The sequence below is a fragment of the Pedosphaera parvula Ellin514 genome, from assembly GCF_000172555.1.
Classification (GTDB): domain Bacteria; phylum Verrucomicrobiota; class Verrucomicrobiia; order Limisphaerales; family Pedosphaeraceae; genus Pedosphaera.
In genome coordinates this window covers 202,592-220,824 of sequence record NZ_ABOX02000002.1, presented here as the reverse complement: position 1 = coordinate 220,824, position 18,233 = coordinate 202,592, and the positions used below count along the sequence as shown (strand labels likewise).

Genomic DNA, 18,233 nt, shown 5'->3' with positions numbered 1-18,233 from the left:
CGATCCGATGCCAGTTACTTTTGCGGTTTTTGTGCCTTTTCGTGGCTATTGAAAGATTTTGGTGGTTGTTGGAAAGCAACACGAAGAACCGCATCAAGTCTGAAGCGTGCCTACCTTAATTGTAGACCGAGCGGCAGGCTATCTCCCAAAGCTCGTGCCTCATCAGCCGCTTCCATAATGACAATCTCCGTAATCATCCGCAGCCACGGTTCCGGTGCGCTCACAGCTTTGAGTGCCTCTGCCGCCCTCGCTCGGATGCTTTCATCGAGATCGCGGGCACGATCTCCGGTCAACCGTGCCAGTTGTGCAACCGCAAACGCCGTGCCGTCAGCACTGCTCAGCCCGATCTCCAATAAGAGCGACAGCCATTCCGCCGCTTGCGCAGGTTCCACGGTTTTATGACTGCTCCCATAAATCGGCTCACGCGCGCCGAGTCGGCCCAATGCCCATGCCCATGGGCCGGCAGTGGCGGCTCGATTTTTCAACCGCGATGCAATCCAATTGCCGAGCTCCACCTTTTCCGCAGGTGGAAGATGCTCAAGTGACGCCGCGGTTCGGACCATCTCTTCCAGGCCTTGCGGCTGAACGCCCTTAAGTTTCGGTAGTGATTTTGGAGCGTCTGGCGGAATGCTCCGGGCGAGATGCGGTTTAAGATAATTCCACATTTCGAGTTGTTGCGCTTCGTTCAGTCCACCGGCAACACGACGCCACATTATCCAGAACTCGTTCCATACCGGTTGCGCCGCATGAAATGTGACACCGTCTCCGAAAAGCCGGAAAGTCTCCTCGCATCGCCAATCATCAAGTGCGTACCCAAATCCGGGACGCAGGCTGTAACCCATCAATTGAAGGAAGACGCGCTCATGGTCCACGGAACGCCGACGTCGCTTTGCGCCAGCGTGAAGCGTGCTCCACAGCTCACGCAGGAGTGGCAATCTCCACGTCTCTCGCGGACCAATGACACCTTCCAAAGTTCGGCTGAGTTGCTTCGCCTCTTTTTGCCCTCCCGGCGGCGCGTGCTGTCCATAGACGCGTTCAACGATTTCACGCGCTTCTTCCGAACGGGCGGGCATGGCTTCGGTTACGGTCGTGACCGGTTTCTCCACTGCCCCGCGCAACTCAAACTCCAGACGCCAGCGCCCATTCGTGGCATCTGAAACGCACCACAACTCCAGCGTGCCCAATTCCGTCAGCATCGCACGCAAATGCACCGGCACTGACGCGGTCTTTCCGCCGGCATCTTTAAGCAGTGTGTGAATGGGTGGCAGGGCGCGGAATTCCTCGCTGATTTCAACCAGGTCGCCCGGTCGGTCAATGCGGTCTGCGGTGGTGGAAAAAAGTGGAAATTGCACTGGTCGTCCCAGTGTCAGCGTAAACGGTTGCGCAGCCAGGTCCACCGGCTGGCCTTCCTCATGCCCTCTTGGGATGAGGCAGAGTGCGTGTCGCGTGGTTTCTTCCTTTTCCGTTGCCAGCCCGACATAAAACGCATGGGCTGCTCCGCCTCCAATGCGTTGTCCCAAGCCCCGCCGGGCGAGTCCGTAATACGCCGCTCCCCGGGCGACGGCCATTTCCAACGAGTAATGCGGCAACAAGCGAATGCGCGGCGCATCCGGCCACCACGAGGAAACCACCTCCAACAGGCGCTCGGCAATCTTAGGTGAATTGAATGCGCCACCGTTGAGCAAAATCGCATCCGGCCGGGGAAGCGCAGCCGTTGACACCATTTCGCCAAGTGCACTGAAACCCGCCTTCGCATGTTGGCGAAGGAATGCAGCCAGATGACGAGTGATCGCGGGCTCTTGTGTGTAAGGCAATCCCAATTCCTGCAAAGCCACTCGGGCTGCGCGCCGTGGCGCTTCATCGGGGGCACACGCGGGAAAGAAGCCATCCAGGATCAGGCGTTCCGTTTCGTCTCGCCGGAGTTCGGACGAAAGCGTTCCGCCTAACAGGCGGCTGCCTTCAGCGACGAGTGCAATGCCGTGTCGTTCGGGGCCACTGGCGCTGAGCAGCGATTCCTTTGCGTCGCGCGTGGCTTGCACCAACTGTGTCCATTGAGTGGCGCTGAGCTTTCGGCCACCAGCGACTAATCGCTCCTCGACCAAACGAGCCAGCGCGGCATCCATGTTATCTCCGCCCAGCATCAGATGATCGCCCACCGCAATGCGCCGTAAACCCGGTCCCTCAGGGGTAATGCCAACTTGAATCAGGGTGAAATCCGTGGTGCCGCCACCGACATCCACCACCAACACCAGGCGAACATCTTTTAATGCGTCGGCAAGATTGCGTCGATGATGGGCGGTAAAATCGTAGAATGCAGCCTGCGGTTCCTCCACGAGCGTGAATTTTTCGAGCCCAGCCTGCCGCGCGGCGCTAACTGTCAAGGCACGAGCCACCTCGTCGAATGATGCAGGCACAGTAATAACGACTTCCTGCTCCGCCAAGGGTGCGTTGGGATGGGCGAAGTTCCAAGCTGCAGTCAAATGCGCAAGCAATTGGGCGGAAGCTTCCACCGGCGAGATTTTGTGCAACTCGGCTGGCGCGCCCCAAGGCAGTATTGGAGCCGAGCGGTCCACGCCGGGATGACAAAGCCAGCTTTTTGCGGATGCCACCAACCGCCCCGGCACACGCGAGCCTTGCCAACGCGCAAACTCACCAGCGATCAGTTTGGGCGACTCGCCCCAAGGCAGGCTGGTTGAACCGGGTGGCAGCTCGTGCTCGCCGGGAACATACAAGCAGGAAGGCAGCAACCGTCGCTCTACAAGTTCTCCTGGCCGCTGCAATTGTGGAATCGGAAAGTCAAGCACCGGCACGTCCGCGCCCTGCTCCACCTGTATGGATGCCAATGCGCAGTTCGTGGTGCCGAGGTCAATTCCGATAATGTATGGAGCCTGAGTCATGCCGGAACCAAACTGAGCGACTATTCCTTTAGCCGGACATTCAGCTCCAGCTTCCATCGCCCTGCTCCGCCCTTCTCAAGGCAACGCAACTCCAGAGTGCCGATCTCCGTGACGGCAGCTTGCAGGTTCACCGGCACCAGTTTGCCTTCATTGCCTGCTGTAGATGGCAATGTGCTTTCGATCGGCGCGACTTCCTCAAGTTCATCGTTGTCGGCAACATCCTCGATCATGGTTCCAACCCGGTCGTCGCGGCGAACTGAACTGGAGAAAAAACGGAAGCGTGTCGGTTCCCCAACAACCAGGCCAAACTCTTGCGGCGGCACATCGGCCAAAGTGCCCTCTTCCATGCCGAACGGCGCGACGCAAAGCGCCTTGACGGGCGGCTCCATGCCCGGAACAGCCGGCATCGCCGTCTCCACCCCAACGTAATAAGCGCGCGCAGTCCCTCCACGAATGCGCAAGCCGTGGCCCTGCTTTACCCAACCGTAATAGGCCGCACCCCGGGCAACGGCCAGATCCAGATCCGCCCCTTCCAACTCCTTCACCGATTGTCCTCCATCGACCGAAAGCCATTGGTTGAGGACTTCAATGACACGATTCTTGAGCGGAGTGGCTTTGAAAACGCCTCCATTGAAAAGCACAGCCGTCGGATGGACGAATGTCTGTCCGGTCACCTTCACCGGCGAATCTAGCGCGGTCGCAAGCGCCCGGGCCTGACGGGTAAGAAAGGCTGCCAGATGACGTGTAACGGCGGCATCCTGAGCATACGGCAATGCCATCTGCGTGAGGCCGGTGCGACGGGCAGTTTGCGGTAGCTCCGTAACCGCTGTTTTTGGAAAAAATCCATCGGTCAGGACCTGCGTCAACTCTTCGCGGGTCAACTCGGCTTTGATCGTGCCGCCAATGAGCGACGACCCCCGTCCGGGAATGACGAGCGGAACTTTTTTCAATTTCGCGTCCGCAAACATCTGCTCCTTGGCCTGGCGACACGCGAAGGTAAGCGCATTGAATTGCCAGGCATCGAGTTTCTTTCCTTCTGCAGCCAGACGCTGGCTGATGGGATGCGCGAGTGCGAGGTCCATGTTGTCGCCGCCAAGTAAAATATGATCGCCGACCGCCACCCGGGTAAGCTGCACTTCGCCATCCTTCTCCGCCACGGCAATCAGCGAGAGGTCCGTGGTGCCGCCGCCGACGTCCACGACGAGGATCACTTCGCCGGGACGCACCTGTTTACGAAACCCTTCGCCCATCGCTTCGCACCAGGCGTAAAGCGCAGCTTGTGGTTCTTCGATGAGAGTGACGTGCGGCAAACCAGCTTGTTCCGCCGCCTTGAGCGTGAGTTCGCGCGCCGCAGCATCGAAGGAGGCTGGCACGGTCAGGACGACTTCCTGTTCCGCCAGCGGATCTTTCTTGAACTGATGATCCCAGGCCTCGCGCATGTGGCTGAGATAACGGACAGACACCTCCAACGGAGACATACGTTTAACATCAGCCGGTGCCTGCCATGGCAGGATGGCACTTAAACGATCCACGCCCGAATGACACAGCCAGCTCTTGGCCGACGACACCAGGCGCATCGGAACCTTGGCACCGTGAGTGCGTGCAAATTCGCCAATGATCTCGTCCTTCCTTTTCTTGTCCCACGGCAACGCGAGACTGCCTGCGGGAAACTCTTGTTCGTTGGGCAGATAAAGGAACGACGGGAGCAAAGTTCTTTCTTCCGCGCTGCCAACCGACGTGACTTGTGCGAGCGAAAGCATGGTCTGGTCCCGTCCGCGCGCTTTGCCTTCCTCGAGGTTCAGGTAGGACACCGCGTTATTCGTGGTGCCCAGGTCGATGCCAATTGAATAATGAGCCATGAAAATCTCCTAGCTAAGTTCCACTTCCGCCGGTGCGAGCACGCGCGGGTCTAGTGTTTCGGATACCTTTGGCAGGCGTACTCCCGTCGTCACCCAGCCGTGGTGTTTGAGCGCTCCACGAAACGGCGGCTGGCCTGCTACATTGCCGGTGAGCCGGATACGTTGCGCGTCAAAACCAGCCGGCACGGTCACACTGTCCCCTTCGGCCTGCTTCAGCACCGGTTCGAGCGCGAGGTATTCTGACAATACTTTGCGGCAACCTGCATGCACCACCCGTGCTGCGGAACCAATGTCGGCATCAGAAAAAGTCGCCACATCCTCCTGGACAAAATCAATCAGGCGACCTTCACGCTGGAGCATCGACAACATGAAAAGGCCCGAAGCGTGGACCTGTTCAGGCGGTCGCTCTGCTACTTTCGGCTGGGCGGTTTTCTCTGGTTCACGCAGCAACAGAGCAACCTGCCGCGCAAAAGTCGGGTTGGACAGGGCCCGCCAAAAACAGCTCATGGCCGTGCCCAAACGAGTAAAAAACGAGGGTTCAGACTGGTTCTTATCTTCCATAAAGGAAGCATAAGTTACTGCGTCTAAAGCAAAGGTCAAACCTTTGGCGCTTAAACACACGCTTGCATCTGCATTGCCACACAAGCATGCGCAATCAGTCTTGAAACTGACAATGCAGTTAGCCCAGAGGCCGCGACCGTTTCAGATTAGGCTGGAACAAGTTCCTTGAAAGGCTTCTTTTGCAGATGGAATCAATCTTTGCGGAAAGTCTCCTCGGATCACTTTTCGCTCAAGTAATGGGGCAGTGCCTGCCGCCCGACTGGCTGGGTTATTGCAAAACCGTGGCATGGCTTATCAGCCACTGGTTATCTGAGGCGGTTCCGTCCGTGCTGTTCGGAGTTAAAAACACATTTTTCCATTTTTTAAGCTGGGCATGACCGTCAGCAAATGTGAACGAAGTGGAATCGCCGTGATTTACAGCGGGCCGGTCGTTGAGACTCGTTGGACGGACCAGGAAGAAACCATCGTTAAGCAGCAACGGATTTTCGTCCAGGAAAACGAAGGCGTCTGAACTGCCTAATTTGGAGTTGAAATCAGAGTATTTCGAGAACACAGTGTATGCAGGGAGGATCTCACCGGGATCGTATTTCTTGGCAAAGGGCGATGTTCCAACATAGCAGTTTGCCGAACAAGACCGCACGCGCGGTTGCTTGGACACCGGGTCTAGACTATGGTCTGCGGGGCAACGATACACGCCGGCATTTTTTGCATAGCTCCCAATGGACCCCACTAATTGTCCAATGGTCGGATCGCTATTCCCCAGCACTCCGAGAAGAAACGTATTGGTTTCTGCTCCAGCAGGAGAAGATCCACCACCACCGCTGAACGCAAAACTTCCCGCAACCCAGTTTGGGCTGCTCGGAGCAACACCAATGATCGAACCAGCGCCATCCGGATGTCCCTCATTGTACGGTATTATATCGTCGTTATCACCAGCATAAAGGATGCTGGCCAACTGCAACTGTTTCATGTTGTTGAGACATGAGGTTCCCTGAGCCCTGATCTTTGCTTTAGACAACGCGGGCAGGAGCAAACCCGCAAGTATGGCTATAATGGCGATAACCACCAGTAACTCAATCAAGGTAAAACCATTCCGTTTGGCAACAGCCTCACTACGGAAATGACCAATAAAACTGTTTGGCATGTTCATACTAATTTTTTCTCTCCTTGAATCTCTTCCAGCAGCCACGCGATCGCCGGCTGCTGGAAGAGGATACTTCATGCGACTTTACTCAGGAATTTATTGAACCTGAACGCGGTAGAAGCGGCTGCCCCCACCAACCGTGTCGTTAACGGTTCTAACGGCATTATTGCCGGAAACAGATGAGCCGAGCGAACTCCAAGTTGCGTCAGTCAAATGGTTCTTGTACTGAACCTGATAGGTCGATCCCGTTACCGTCGGGAACGAAATCGCAACGTTTCCGCCGCTGACCGACATCTTGAGCTTAAGTGCCGGGGTGGTTGGCACCAACATGAGGAAGTTCACGTTGACTTCCGGATGTCCAATCACCGGCGAGCCACTCAGTTGGAGTGTATTGGTCGAACCATCAAGCGTGAGTTTGACCAGGTCGCCATTTCCATCCTTTAAGGAAGCCCATTCCCAGGTTGACCATCCGCCAACCTGGATGGAGAAATTACCCAGGAAGTTCGTCGTTTGCGTGCTGGTGCCAAAACCGCTAGTCACCTGCGACAGGATGGCTTCGGTGGGTGCTGCTCCTTCTGCAAACCGTCCGATAACGTAGTAAGTTCCGGCTGGATAATGCCGGGTATAGTTGCACCATGAGCCGCCGCCGAAAAATCCAATATTGTAATTGGTTGTTCCCGGCCCAAACTGATCTCTTGGCAAATCACCAGAAGGTGTGGTTGATGGAGCGGGAGAATTGAGACGATAGTTGAATGGCTGCGCACCTAAATCCGATTGATGATTGTCCACACCCGGCACGGAAGACAAGCCGGCATAGGAGCCAACCTGCGGATTGTCGAAGAATCGCCCACCGCCGTAGTCATAGTCCGCCGCCTCCCACGTATAATTGGTTGAATTGAAGGTGCCGAAGCTGTTCGTTGAAGTGGTGGTACCGACGCTGTCCGTCAGGGTGACGATTGCAGTATGATACGTGTTTACTGACACGGGATAACTCACCGTCCGGCTGGTCAAGGAGCCACCAAGAACCAGACCAGTGACATTCACTCCGTCCAGATTAACCATGATATTACTGGCAGTAATTCCGACCGAAGAATGGGCTACGAAACTCAACGCATTCGTGTATTGGAATAACGCTGTGCCGTCCGGTTGAAAATCACTGACGATGGGAATCGCCGGCATGAGCAGGAAGAAGTTCGCGTTATAATTTCCGTTATCCGTGGTAAACCTCAAGGTCTTTACCGAGCCGCCAGTAAATTGCACGAGGTTTCCAGCAACATCTCTCAACGGCACCCAGGTATATTTTTGCCAACCGCCCGTGGCAGGCACGGAGAATGTTCCTAATTTTGAGGTTGTCTGGCTGCTCGTGCCAAGCCCACTGGTCACCAAAGACATGCTGGCACTGTCCGTGGTGCTGCCATTGCCATCCGCAGCACGCAGGAAGATATTATAAATACCGGCAGGATATGTTCGGGTGTAATTCCCCCAGTTACCACCGACAGCATTCCCCAGATCGTAATCTTGAAAACCCGCATGTGTCAAACGAGGCGTATCACTGGCGGTTTCCGTGCTTAAACCAATGCGCGCATAAGCGTATGCCGCCGGGTTGTTGTTGATAAAATCCATCCCGCTCACGCCGTCATTTAAGGTGTAGGCATTGGTTTGCGGATTATCAAAGAACAGCCCGCCACCGTAATCAAAATCCTCCGCTTCAAAAGTGTAAGCAGGTATGATTGTGTCAAAGGATGTGGTCGAACTCGATGAACCGCCATTCCCATCAGTTACTTGAATGAAGGCAGTATAAACCATATTGCTGGTCAACGAAGTGCTTACGCTCCAACTTGTGGACGAACCTGTCACAGTGAGCCCGTTGCCAGCCGTTAAATTCGTTATCGATCCCACGCCGGCCAGGTTGGTGGCAGCCAATTGCACGGTGATGTCGCTCGGATCAATGCCGGCAGAAGCGCTGGCCGTGAAGGAGAAGTTGCTGTTCAACTGGAACATTGTCGAGCCATCCGGATAAACATTGGTAATGGTGACACTGGTATTCGGCGGATTGGTGTCTGCCGGCACCAGCAAATAAAAATTAGCATTATAATTCCCTTGATCAGTCGTTACTCTCAAGGTTTGGACGGAACCGTCGGTGGTAAACTGGACCAAATTGTTACCGCTGTCCTTCAATGGCACCCAACTATATTTTTGCCAGCCTCCAATTGCGGGAACGGAGAACGTACCCAGGATGCTGGGTGATCCACCAACTACCAACGAGAGACTGGCTGCATCCGCCTGGGTGCCATTCCCATCCGCGCCACGCATGTAGATATTGTAAACACCTGCGGGATAGGTCCTGGTATAATTTGCCCAGTTGCCACCGTTATTGAAACCCACGTCATAATCCACATTCGTCGTTCCGACATACGGCGCCCGGGGCGTATCACCGACAGTTTCGGTGTTTAGGCCATTGTCATTTCCGCCACGATATGCGAATTGGTGGTTATTATTGAGACTGCTGTAATCAACCCCTTCAGTCGCATCCAGATGCCGATAAGCATTCGTTTGTGGGCCGTCAATAAATAGCCCGGACGCCCCGTTGCTGGTATAATCATAGTCCTCCGCTTCAAAGGTCAAAGCAGGAACAATGGTGTCAAAAGATACGCTGGAACTCGTCGCCTGGCCGTTGGCATCGGTTACCTGGATCACGGCCGTGTAAAGCATATTGGTTGTCAACGCGGCACTAACGCCTTCATTATTGGATGGGCCGGTCACAGTCAATCCATGCGTAAGTGTTAACACCTTCAGAAAACTCTGCCCCGGCAGGGTAGTACTGGTTAATTGCACCGAGATGTTCGTGATGGCCGCTGAAGAAGCGGCCGTAAAAGAAAGGGCACCTGACGACTGGAACAGATATGTGCCGTCCGGATGGATGTTGCTAATTACAGGGCTCGCTTGTGCCAAATCGCCGCACATCGTGATGCAGGCAGCCGCAAACGCCGCCTTCGCTGAGGCCAGAAGCTTTGCGCTCAAATTACAACCTTGAAGGTTTTTGTATTTCATAGTTTTGCCAGGGGTTAACGAGGTTCACAATAGACCCGCAACCATCCCGCTGCCATCCCCGAAAGTGGGGATGCAATGGAGCCATCCTTGACAGCACGAGATTGAGCAATGAAGAAGATGATTCATCCACCTTTCCGGCATGGATCTGAATGACGTCAAGGAATTCCCATGACGACTCAAAAGATAGGTAAAAAGGCAGCGGATGGACTTCAGGCACACAGGCCTTTGCAAAGGTTTAATAAGCTTCCGCGCGATGTTTGGCCACGGCTTCAAGCCGGCTGCGCACATGCATTTTCTGACAAATGTTTTTAACGTAGGTGCGCACGGTCTCAGTTCCGATGTTCAGCTTGTCGCCGATTTCCTTGTAGATAAAACCCAGAGCCAATAATTCGAGCACCTCCTGTTCCCGGGGGGATAAATTCTCAGCTTCCCTGGGAGAACTGCCTATCAAATGGAAATGCTTCACCACCTTGCTTGCTATATGACTCGACATCGGAGCACCGCCCTTATAGACGTCACGTATGGCCTCAAGCAACTGTTCCGGCGGACTCGACTTTACCAGATAACCGTTGGCGCCAGCTTTCAGTGCCCTGAAAATACGTTCACTGTCTTCATAAACTGTGACCATGATCACCTGCATGGCTGGGGTGACCTTCTTGATTTCAGCCACACATTGAATACCCGACATGCCCGGCAGTTTGATGTCCATGAGCACGACATCAGGATTTCTGTCTAGAATTTGCGGCAATGCCTCCTCGGCGGAAGCAAATGCACCGAAGCATTTGATGTCTGAAGCGGTTTCAAGAATCTGAACAAGTTGCTCCCGCAAGCCCCGGTCGTCTTCAACCACAACTACTGATTTTTTCATATGCTATTTGTAATAAACTTTGGAGATCCCTGCTTGCTAATGATATGCCGCCACTTGATGGTTCAAAAGCATTGGTCGGCTGGTTTAACGAATAATCGCATGGAAACCGTTGTGCCATGATTTGTTTTGCTCTCGAACAGGCAATGGCCTCCGATATTTTTCAGGCGCTGCTTCATATTGGTCAGTCCATTCCCCGCCATGCCAGCATGAGGTTGAAAACCACAGCCATCATCCTGGACCGTGACGGTAAGAGAGCCTTGTTCAAAGGCCATGCGGATGGTGACTTCGGAAGCCCTGGCATGTTTTATCACATTATGCACTGCTTCCTTTACCGCCATGCTGATGTTATGACGTGTTTGGCTTGAAACCTGGACTTCATGTGGCAAATCAAGCACATGAAAACGGCAACGGAGCTGAGTCCGTTCACACAGTTGATTCACCATTTGACAGATATAATTGCCCAGTGCGTCAAGATTATCGTTCTCCGGATTCACTGCCCAAACCGTTTCATAAAGCGCAGCCACCAATTCCCGGGACATTTTCGAAATCCTATCGAAATCAGCGCGCGCCTTTTCCGGAAAAGTGGGATTATCCTGCGCCATGGCACTCACCAACGATATCTGGGTCACGCGGGCTCCCAGATCATCATGAATATCATGAGCAATGCGCAATCGTTCCTGTTCCAACGCCCCTTGATGTTTTAGACGCAACATTTCACGCTGCATTCTCTGCCACACAAAATAGCGTCCACTTCCTATCATGGCAGCAGTCAGAACACTGAAAGCCGCGCCCAAAAACCAATAAGTCTTCCAAAACGGTTGCGGCACCAAAACAGCCAATGAAGTTTCCTCGCCGGTCGGATTTCCCATCACATCAACCCCGGACACCCTAAATAAAAAGTGGCCCACTGGCAGCTTTTCATATCTGGCTTCCAGAAAATCCCCCATCCCGATGCTATACATTTCATCCCACTCCACCACCATGTTGTCCCCGGGAGTGACTGCGGGCGCAGTTTCCTTGATCATATGCCATTCCGCATGACTGATTGGGTCCTCATCCAGGATGGCGAACGCCTTGGTCTGCGGATGCTGGCCAAAGTCGACAATCTTTGCCATGCTTGAGTGGTTGCCATCGGGCATCCAGCCAGGTGGTGTCTGATTGGTAAATCCGTTATTCAGCCGCTGATCAAAAGGAGAATGAATCAATTCAACTGAGGCCGAATTGCCGGAGGACTTGGACACGACCAGATTGGCCACCACATAAATGCCCACGGTTGCGGGAGGACCACCAGAAGAAATGACCGCCCAAAATCGGGAGGCCTGCCGTGGAACAACGATGGTTTCGCGCCGATGAGCGAGCGGAGAAGTCGTCAACGAACCATTCCACCCCATGCTTTCTCCATTCACCTTGTAACGGTTTTCAGCAATCTGATCTCCAGCATCATTGAAAAACCGAATCATCACGTACATCTCTCCGAGTCCTTCATGCCAGTTCACGTCGTAACCTTCCAATTTATAGCGGATTCGAACGGCTTTTTGTCCGGAATTGGTGGTGGAACCGAAGCCGAAGGAAACACTCTCAGGAAACAGTCCAAGACTTTTGCTTTGCCCGCCCTGCAGTGAAACCTGCTTTCCATCGACAGTTAATGATTGAATCTTCAGAGCGTCGGATTTCCCGCTGGCACCCACACCGTTCATTGCCAGCGCAGTGCAGAGGCAGATTGGCAGAAGGATTGAGGTCGCTATCATCAGCAGGCGACGTCTCACTGGCCGTATGGGGACGTTTCTTTCGAGGTGATGATTTGAGTTGATGGGCATTGACTGGGATTACTGGGATATTCCGAAAGCGACTTAGATACTCAATATTGTCATGTTATTTTCTCACATCCTATCGCAATACAACCGTCCTTTGATGTCAACGACTCTTTTCAAGTGGCTGCCTCCCCGTTTTAGGGGATGTTAGTATAAAATGCAGCGGGCTACGATTACACAAGTTTTGACATTTGGAACATGCAGACTTGGTCCGTTTGAACTGATGCGACACGTAATTCCGTTGGTCAGTCGCATGGCCGCTTTCCTTGCCGTCACGGGTAGTGTGGTTGGCGGGGTGATCGGGCAGGAAACCTTCGAGGCTCCGATATTCTCCCCGATATGGACACAGACAAACAAGGTGGTTATCCAAACCAAAGGTGGCGCTGAGCCAACGCATGGATTTGCCCATTTTGGCTCTGCAGGCAGCCAGCTGCAGGGAAATCTGGCTTCCAACGGACTTTCTGACTTTTATATTGAATTTTCTTTTCGGACCGGTGACGCCACAAATCGTCAGTTCCATTTTCAAGTTTCCAGCCTGAAGGATGCCAACTCCCCATTCTCGGCATCTGCAATAAATCTTTATTGCGACGGAGTAAAAGGATGGGGTTTTTGTCTTGGTGACAAGGAGTATGCTTCCTGGCAGCCCATCGCCGGTTTGCCGAACATAACCCCGGACTCGTGGTATCGCCTTCGTTTTATTGGACGTGATTGGGGTGGCGCCAGGGCATGTTTCAGTTTGCAACTTTCTCTGCCAGATGGAAATAAGGTCGTCACTCCCGCAACGAACCTGATTTACGTTGAAGGTTCCGGCTCCAGACTTGAACCAGCGCGTCATTTTGCTTTCACCAATACCCGCGACAGCAATGCTGGTTTCGATGTGGCTGAAGTAACTATTTGCGAAATCACGCCGTACAAAGGACCTGTCATGAAAGGTGTGGATGCCACAACCTTGTCTGGAAAAGTCATGTGCGGTTATCAAGGCTGGTTTGGCGCCCCCGGTGATGGCAACCCGGAAAGGGGTTGGCGGCATTGGACCAAACAACGTGGCCCGCTTGCTGATGGCAATGCGAAAGTGGATTTGTGGCCAGACGTTTCGGAATTAAACGCAACGGAGCGTTTTCTCACCGACTTCAAACTCCCGGATGGCCGGACGGCAGAAGTTTTCAGTTCCTTTCAAAAGCCAACTGTCTTACGGCATTTCAACTGGATGAAGGACTATGGCATCGATGGGGTTTTCGTTCAACGCTTCGCAAACGGATTGCAGAATCGATCCACACGAGAGTATTGCAATACGGTTCTGGCCAACTGTCGTGAGGGAGCCAACCTCAATGGTCGGGCTTATGCCGTCATGTATGATCTCAGCGGACTTCGCTCCGGCCGTATTGATGAGGTCATTAACGATTGGCGCGCACTTCGAAGAGAAATGGTTATCACGGACGATTCCTCTTATCTTCACCATCGTGGCAAACCGGTGGTCGCCGTTTGGGGCGTCGGTTTTAACGACCATCGTGATTATTCTCTCGAGGAATGCCGTCGCTTCATTGAGTTTTTGAAACATGATCCTGAAGCTGGAGGCTGCACCGTCATGTTGGGAGTTCCCGCGCACTGGCGCGAATTGAAAGCCGATGCCGTGAACGATCCGCTCTTACTCGACATAGTAGCAATGGCGGATATCGTCAGTCCATGGACGGTTGGGCGCTATACCAATCCGGAGGACGCAGCCAGCTACGCCGAACATTCTTTAAAACCGGATCTGGTTTGGTGTCATGAACGCGGGATTGAATGTTTGCCCGTGGTTTTCCCAGGCTTTAGCTGGCACAACATGTACGACAAGCCATCGGATCAAATCCCAAGATTGCATGGACAGTTTTTATGGTCGCAAATTTTGTGCAGCGAAACGAGTCAATGCTTCGATGGTATACGTCGCCATGTTTGATGAAGTGGATGAAGCCACGGCCATTTTCAAGTGTGTCAATGACGTTCCAATCGGCGAAAAATCAAAATTTATAACCTTTGAAGGTTTGCCAAGCGATTATTATCTGAAACTGGTTGGTGCGGGAACCAGGTTGATTCGTGGAGATACTCCGGTGGTAGAAAAGGTATCATCAGTTGTGCACACGGAATAATCCATCGTTGAGCCGGTGCAAAGTTGTTTTCAATCGATAACCCAGGTCTGGCTCACGGATAAACGAGGCGAAAGAACAAGCTGCCATTGGTAGTGCTTACCGGGACGAAAATCTGGTTCGTGGCGCCCGAACTTGAAACTGTAAACCAATTCGTGCTCAACCCGGCACCAATTGAATTGGTCTGGGATTCGAGCCGCCAACCGGTGTGATCTTGAGGCCAGTTCAACTGCATAAGACTGCTGCTCATCCCGAAGTGTAATTGAGGAACAGTTATTGCCACGGGACGCGCACTGGCTTGAACCGAATTGGCGCTTTCACCAAATAAATTAACTGCTGAAACGACGTAGTAATAGATCGTCCCGTTGGTTAGACCAGTATCAGTATAGGTAAATCCGATCAGATTTGTTGCCACATTTATATAAGGTCCACCACTGGTGGCAGCTCGCTTTACATTGTAACTGGTCGCACTCACACTGGCGGTCCACGACAGGCCGATCTGATTGCTGGTGGCGTTCGTAACCGTAATTCCGAGCGGGGCCAACGGCGGTGTTCCATAAACGTTGAAATCATGGATACTCCAATAACTCCCTTGCGCGCTGCCGGTCTGTGTTATTCGGATGTAACGCGCTGCCTGGGTTGCGAAGGTTATAGTAGTAATGGCCGAGGCTCCGGTTCCGGTCGCCACGGGACTGCCCCAGGCGAGTCCATCATTGGAAACGTTGACCTGATAACCGCGTGGGTAATCGCCGGACGAATTCACGGTATTCAGAACAATCTTGTAAAACGTCCTGGCTGATCCCATATCCACCTGAAACCACTGTCCGGCGGTCTGGGATGCACCTGTTGACCAGCGTGTGTTTAGATCCAAATCAATTGCGTTGGCCGGCGCATCGCTGCCAGAAGTGTTCGACGCGACTACCCAACCCGTGCGGTCTAACGTCCCGGGTGTGGCGATAATGGGAGAGGAATTGGCACTCTCACCAGCAGAGTTCTGAGAGGACACGACGAAGAAATACGTTGTTCCGTTGGCCAGGCTGGTGTTGGTATAAGCCAAATCCGTCACGTTGGTTGCAACGATGGTATAGGGCCCGCCGCTGGTGAGGGAACGTTTGATATTATAGATGGTCGCACCCACGGAGGCTGCCCAACTTAAGGCCACTTGAAAGTTTCCTGCCGTTGCCATCAGCCCAAGTGGCGCTCCCGGCGGTACGCCACTGACGAATCCCACGGTAAAGGATTCCGATGTGCCAATGGTAGTGCTTTGGGCAATGAGAGCATTGGTGCCACCATTGCCTGTGGTAACATACCTCCCATTGTTCATGGCACGAAGGCCAATGTTACCGCCGCCCGCATCAAATTCTGTAAATGTTTCCCAACTGCCGAAGGACGTTCGGTTGGCAATCAATGGGCTGGCACCGTTATTGTCCGCACAAACATACTGGTTGTTTGCCATGGCAAGCAGGGCAATATTACCGCCTCCCGCATCAACCACCTGGAACTGCTCGGTTACGCCGACCGAGGCGCTCCCGGCGATCAATGCGTTGGTTCCACCATTGGGTGCACTGACAAATTTGCCGTTGGCCAATGCCTTCAGGGAATAGGTATTGCCGACCACCAATTGATGGGAGAGCATGGATGGGGCGGAATAAAAACCAAGGAATTGCAGGTTGAATAGGATTCCGCTGCCCCCGCTATATACCAAATAAATATTGTGGCTCTCGCTTGTGTTAGTGATGCCGCAATACATGTTCAGGTAGGTTTGAGATCCACCTGTTCCCACAACCGCACAAGTTCCAATCATCGTCCCTCCAGGGCTGTCGAGGTGGATCTCAATATTCCCTCCCGAACCGGCACTGGCCACCCTGGCGACAAATGTATTCAATCCGCTTAGATCGATATTGTTGTAGGCTGTCCAATCGCCAGAAGAAATATTGCCAATATTCTGTCCACCTTCATCGCAGGTCTCAATCGCCACACCCAACGTGCCATTGTAATTGGCAGCTGGAATCGGAGTAATAACCTCATAATCGATGGAACTATTGGTAAGTGCCAACCTTCCGGGATTGAGGCCAGTCACAATATTTGATTTGATAATTGCGGTTCCCAAGACACCCGCTCCTAACGAAGGCGGACCAATCGCGATACCATCAAGTCCGGGAGCGATGATCGTATTGTACTGAAAAACTGTGTTCGTGCCGGTTGAGAAACCAACCGCACTGTACAAGGAATCAATTATGTTGTTCGAAGCGACATAGGCATTCGCGACGGTTCCCACGCTCTGACCGTCCCCGCCATTGCCGATCATCATGGCTTGCTGCTGTTGGCTGTAGCCATTGCCGCCGCAACGCAGGACGGTGTTGCCCGTAACGGTTGCGGAAAGTAGGTCCGATCCGTTCACGCCAAATTTCATCACCCCCAGGCCAACATACCTCGCTGTATCGGACATAAAATTATTCTCCACCAGGTGACCAGTCCCACCGTAAATGGCGACTCCTTTCCCGCCCCACGGCGCAATTGCCGTCGTATTCATGATGACAACACCATTCATCGGCGCGTAGTATTGGTTGCCATTGTAATTGACTGAGTTAATGGCATTGGCGTCATCACCGGTGCCTCTGACAAAGTTGTTCCGATTGGTAAGATTGTTTCCAACGGTTCCATTCAGACTGACGTTGTTGAGGTTAATCCCATCGGCCCAGATGCTGGTGAGTCGGCAATTCTGAACCGTTCCGCCGGTGCCGGACGCCCAAAAACCGGACATGGTATGTTGCGTCCAAATCCCATCTGCCAGCCAATTATTACCGCTGGTATCCATCGCACCACCGCAACCGTCAACAACTGCCCTGCTGGTGGCATTCGCATCGAGGGAAAAATTTCGTACCGTGCAGGAAGTGAGATTAAATATGGCACCCAATGGAGAGGGATTGGGAAGCGGCATGTTGCGATATATGGTGCTATACCATATCCCTGCCCCTTGGATTGTTATTCCTGTCGCAGTAAGCCCACCCATCGTTCTGACATAATAGGTGCCGGCGGGTATCCAAACGCTTTTCCCCTGAGTTTGGGCATCGTTGATGCAATTCTGAATGGCTGCAGAATTATCCACACTACTATTGTTGGCAATCGCATTGTAAGCAGAAATCGAAAGAGAATTGGCAGGCTGGGTTAAGGCAGCGGGAGGGGTTTCCAAATCAACCACATCGATGTAATAGAATGCCGCCGAATTGGTGGAATCCTTCTGCAGCCTGATCGTACTCCCCGGTGTGACAGCGCCACCCGCAATAAATGTATGTACGTCATCAAAAAACACACGTGGACTACCGTCTGCCGGATTCTGGTCGTTGCCATTGTAGTTGGTGCTGTTCTCATACAACCAGGTTTGCATTGAGTTGAGGTTGAGGCTCTGGCGAAAAACTCCATTCACGTATAGATTCAATGTGGCTGTAATCCCTCCCCCATTTGGAGCGTCTGGAATCGATTCGCGCACATTAATCGCTGTGATGCTTTGGCCGGTGTTATTCACCCATTCCACATATTGGCCTGTAGCGGTGAGCTGAACGTAAGCATGCCCCGATGCCTCAAGTTGCGGACTTGAGTACGGCGTCGTTGGGGGCGACACCAGGGAGACTATGGCTGCGCCGCCGCCAAATGTTCCTGCCTCCGCCTCAAAACTTATGAACGGCGTGGTTGCTCCAACAATGGCATAAACCTTATTTCCGAGACCCATCAGCGAAAGTGCAATACTCAGTAGACAGAAATATCCAAGGTAGTTCTTCATCTCTCGAACCGCCTCCCTCCAAGCCCGGAGGGATTGCATGGGATGAAAAACGTAAATCACAAAAGAATTTATTTTATGGGTCAAATGTTGAGCAGCATTGCACAACAGAAAATTGGAGGACATCCCCTAAAGCGGGGA

At 53.1% G+C, this 18,233-nt stretch carries 10 protein-coding genes; 2 read left to right on the top strand and 8 right to left on the bottom strand.

Annotated elements, in window-relative coordinates; all coding sequences use genetic code 11:
* Window positions 1-110: 110 nt before the first annotated feature.
* The 7 genes from CFLAV_RS02065 to CFLAV_RS02035 all read right to left on the bottom strand — a co-directional run bounded on the left by CFLAV_RS02065 (window position 111) and on the right by CFLAV_RS02035 (window position 12,128).
* Window positions 111-2,897: an Hsp70 family protein gene (locus CFLAV_RS02065; RefSeq protein ID WP_040546598.1), complete on the bottom strand. Its 2,787-nt coding sequence runs from the start codon at window positions 2,895-2,897 to the stop codon at window positions 111-113.
* Between the two features lie 20 nt (window positions 2,898-2,917).
* Complete coding sequence (locus tag CFLAV_RS02060) at window positions 2,918-4,756, bottom strand: Hsp70 family protein (RefSeq protein ID WP_007412940.1); 1,839 nt, start codon at window positions 4,754-4,756, stop codon at window positions 2,918-2,920.
* A gap of 9 nt (window positions 4,757-4,765) precedes the next feature.
* Complete coding sequence (locus CFLAV_RS02055; RefSeq protein WP_007412939.1) at window positions 4,766-5,317, bottom strand: DUF2760 domain-containing protein; 552 nt, start codon at window positions 5,315-5,317, stop codon at window positions 4,766-4,768.
* A 268-nt stretch (window positions 5,318-5,585) separates the two neighbouring features.
* Window positions 5,586-6,461, bottom strand: a complete 876-nt coding sequence (locus CFLAV_RS31670) for a type II secretion system protein (protein WP_202796823.1) — start codon at window positions 6,459-6,461, stop codon at window positions 5,586-5,588.
* Window positions 6,462-6,557: 96 nt separating this feature from the next.
* On the bottom strand, window positions 6,558-9,512 hold the full coding sequence (locus tag CFLAV_RS02045) for a carbohydrate-binding protein (RefSeq protein ID WP_007412937.1): 2,955 nt from the start codon (window positions 9,510-9,512) through the stop codon (window positions 6,558-6,560).
* A 235-nt stretch (window positions 9,513-9,747) separates the two neighbouring features.
* Complete coding sequence (locus CFLAV_RS02040; protein WP_007412936.1) at window positions 9,748-10,380, bottom strand: response regulator; 633 nt, start codon at window positions 10,378-10,380, stop codon at window positions 9,748-9,750.
* A 62-nt stretch (window positions 10,381-10,442) separates the two neighbouring features.
* Window positions 10,443-12,128: a sensor histidine kinase gene (locus CFLAV_RS02035; protein ID WP_160164451.1), complete on the bottom strand. Its 1,686-nt coding sequence runs from the start codon at window positions 12,126-12,128 to the stop codon at window positions 10,443-10,445.
* A gap of 286 nt (window positions 12,129-12,414) precedes the next feature.
* Here CFLAV_RS02035 and CFLAV_RS31665 point away from each other — a divergent pair, with 286 nt between their 5' ends.
* Both CFLAV_RS31665 and CFLAV_RS31660 read left to right on the top strand, forming a co-directional pair.
* Window positions 12,415-14,127 carry a glycoside hydrolase family 99 protein gene (locus tag CFLAV_RS31665; RefSeq protein ID WP_150107221.1) on the top strand — a complete coding sequence of 571 codons (1,713 nt, stop codon included), beginning with the start codon at window positions 12,415-12,417 and terminating at the stop codon, window positions 14,125-14,127.
* On the top strand, window positions 14,120-14,317 hold the full coding sequence (locus CFLAV_RS31660) for a hypothetical protein (protein ID WP_007412933.1): 198 nt from the start codon (window positions 14,120-14,122) through the stop codon (window positions 14,315-14,317). Before CFLAV_RS31665 ends, CFLAV_RS31660 begins: the two co-directional genes overlap by 8 nt.
* 52 nt (window positions 14,318-14,369) lie before the next feature.
* On the opposite strand, the gene CFLAV_RS31655 is transcribed toward CFLAV_RS31660, so the two are convergent.
* The gene (locus CFLAV_RS31655) at window positions 14,370-18,155 is read right to left on the bottom strand and encodes a carbohydrate-binding protein (RefSeq protein ID WP_150107220.1); all 3,786 of its coding nucleotides are present in this window, start codon (window positions 18,153-18,155) and stop codon (window positions 14,370-14,372) included.
* Between the last annotated feature and the right edge of the window lie 78 nt (window positions 18,156-18,233).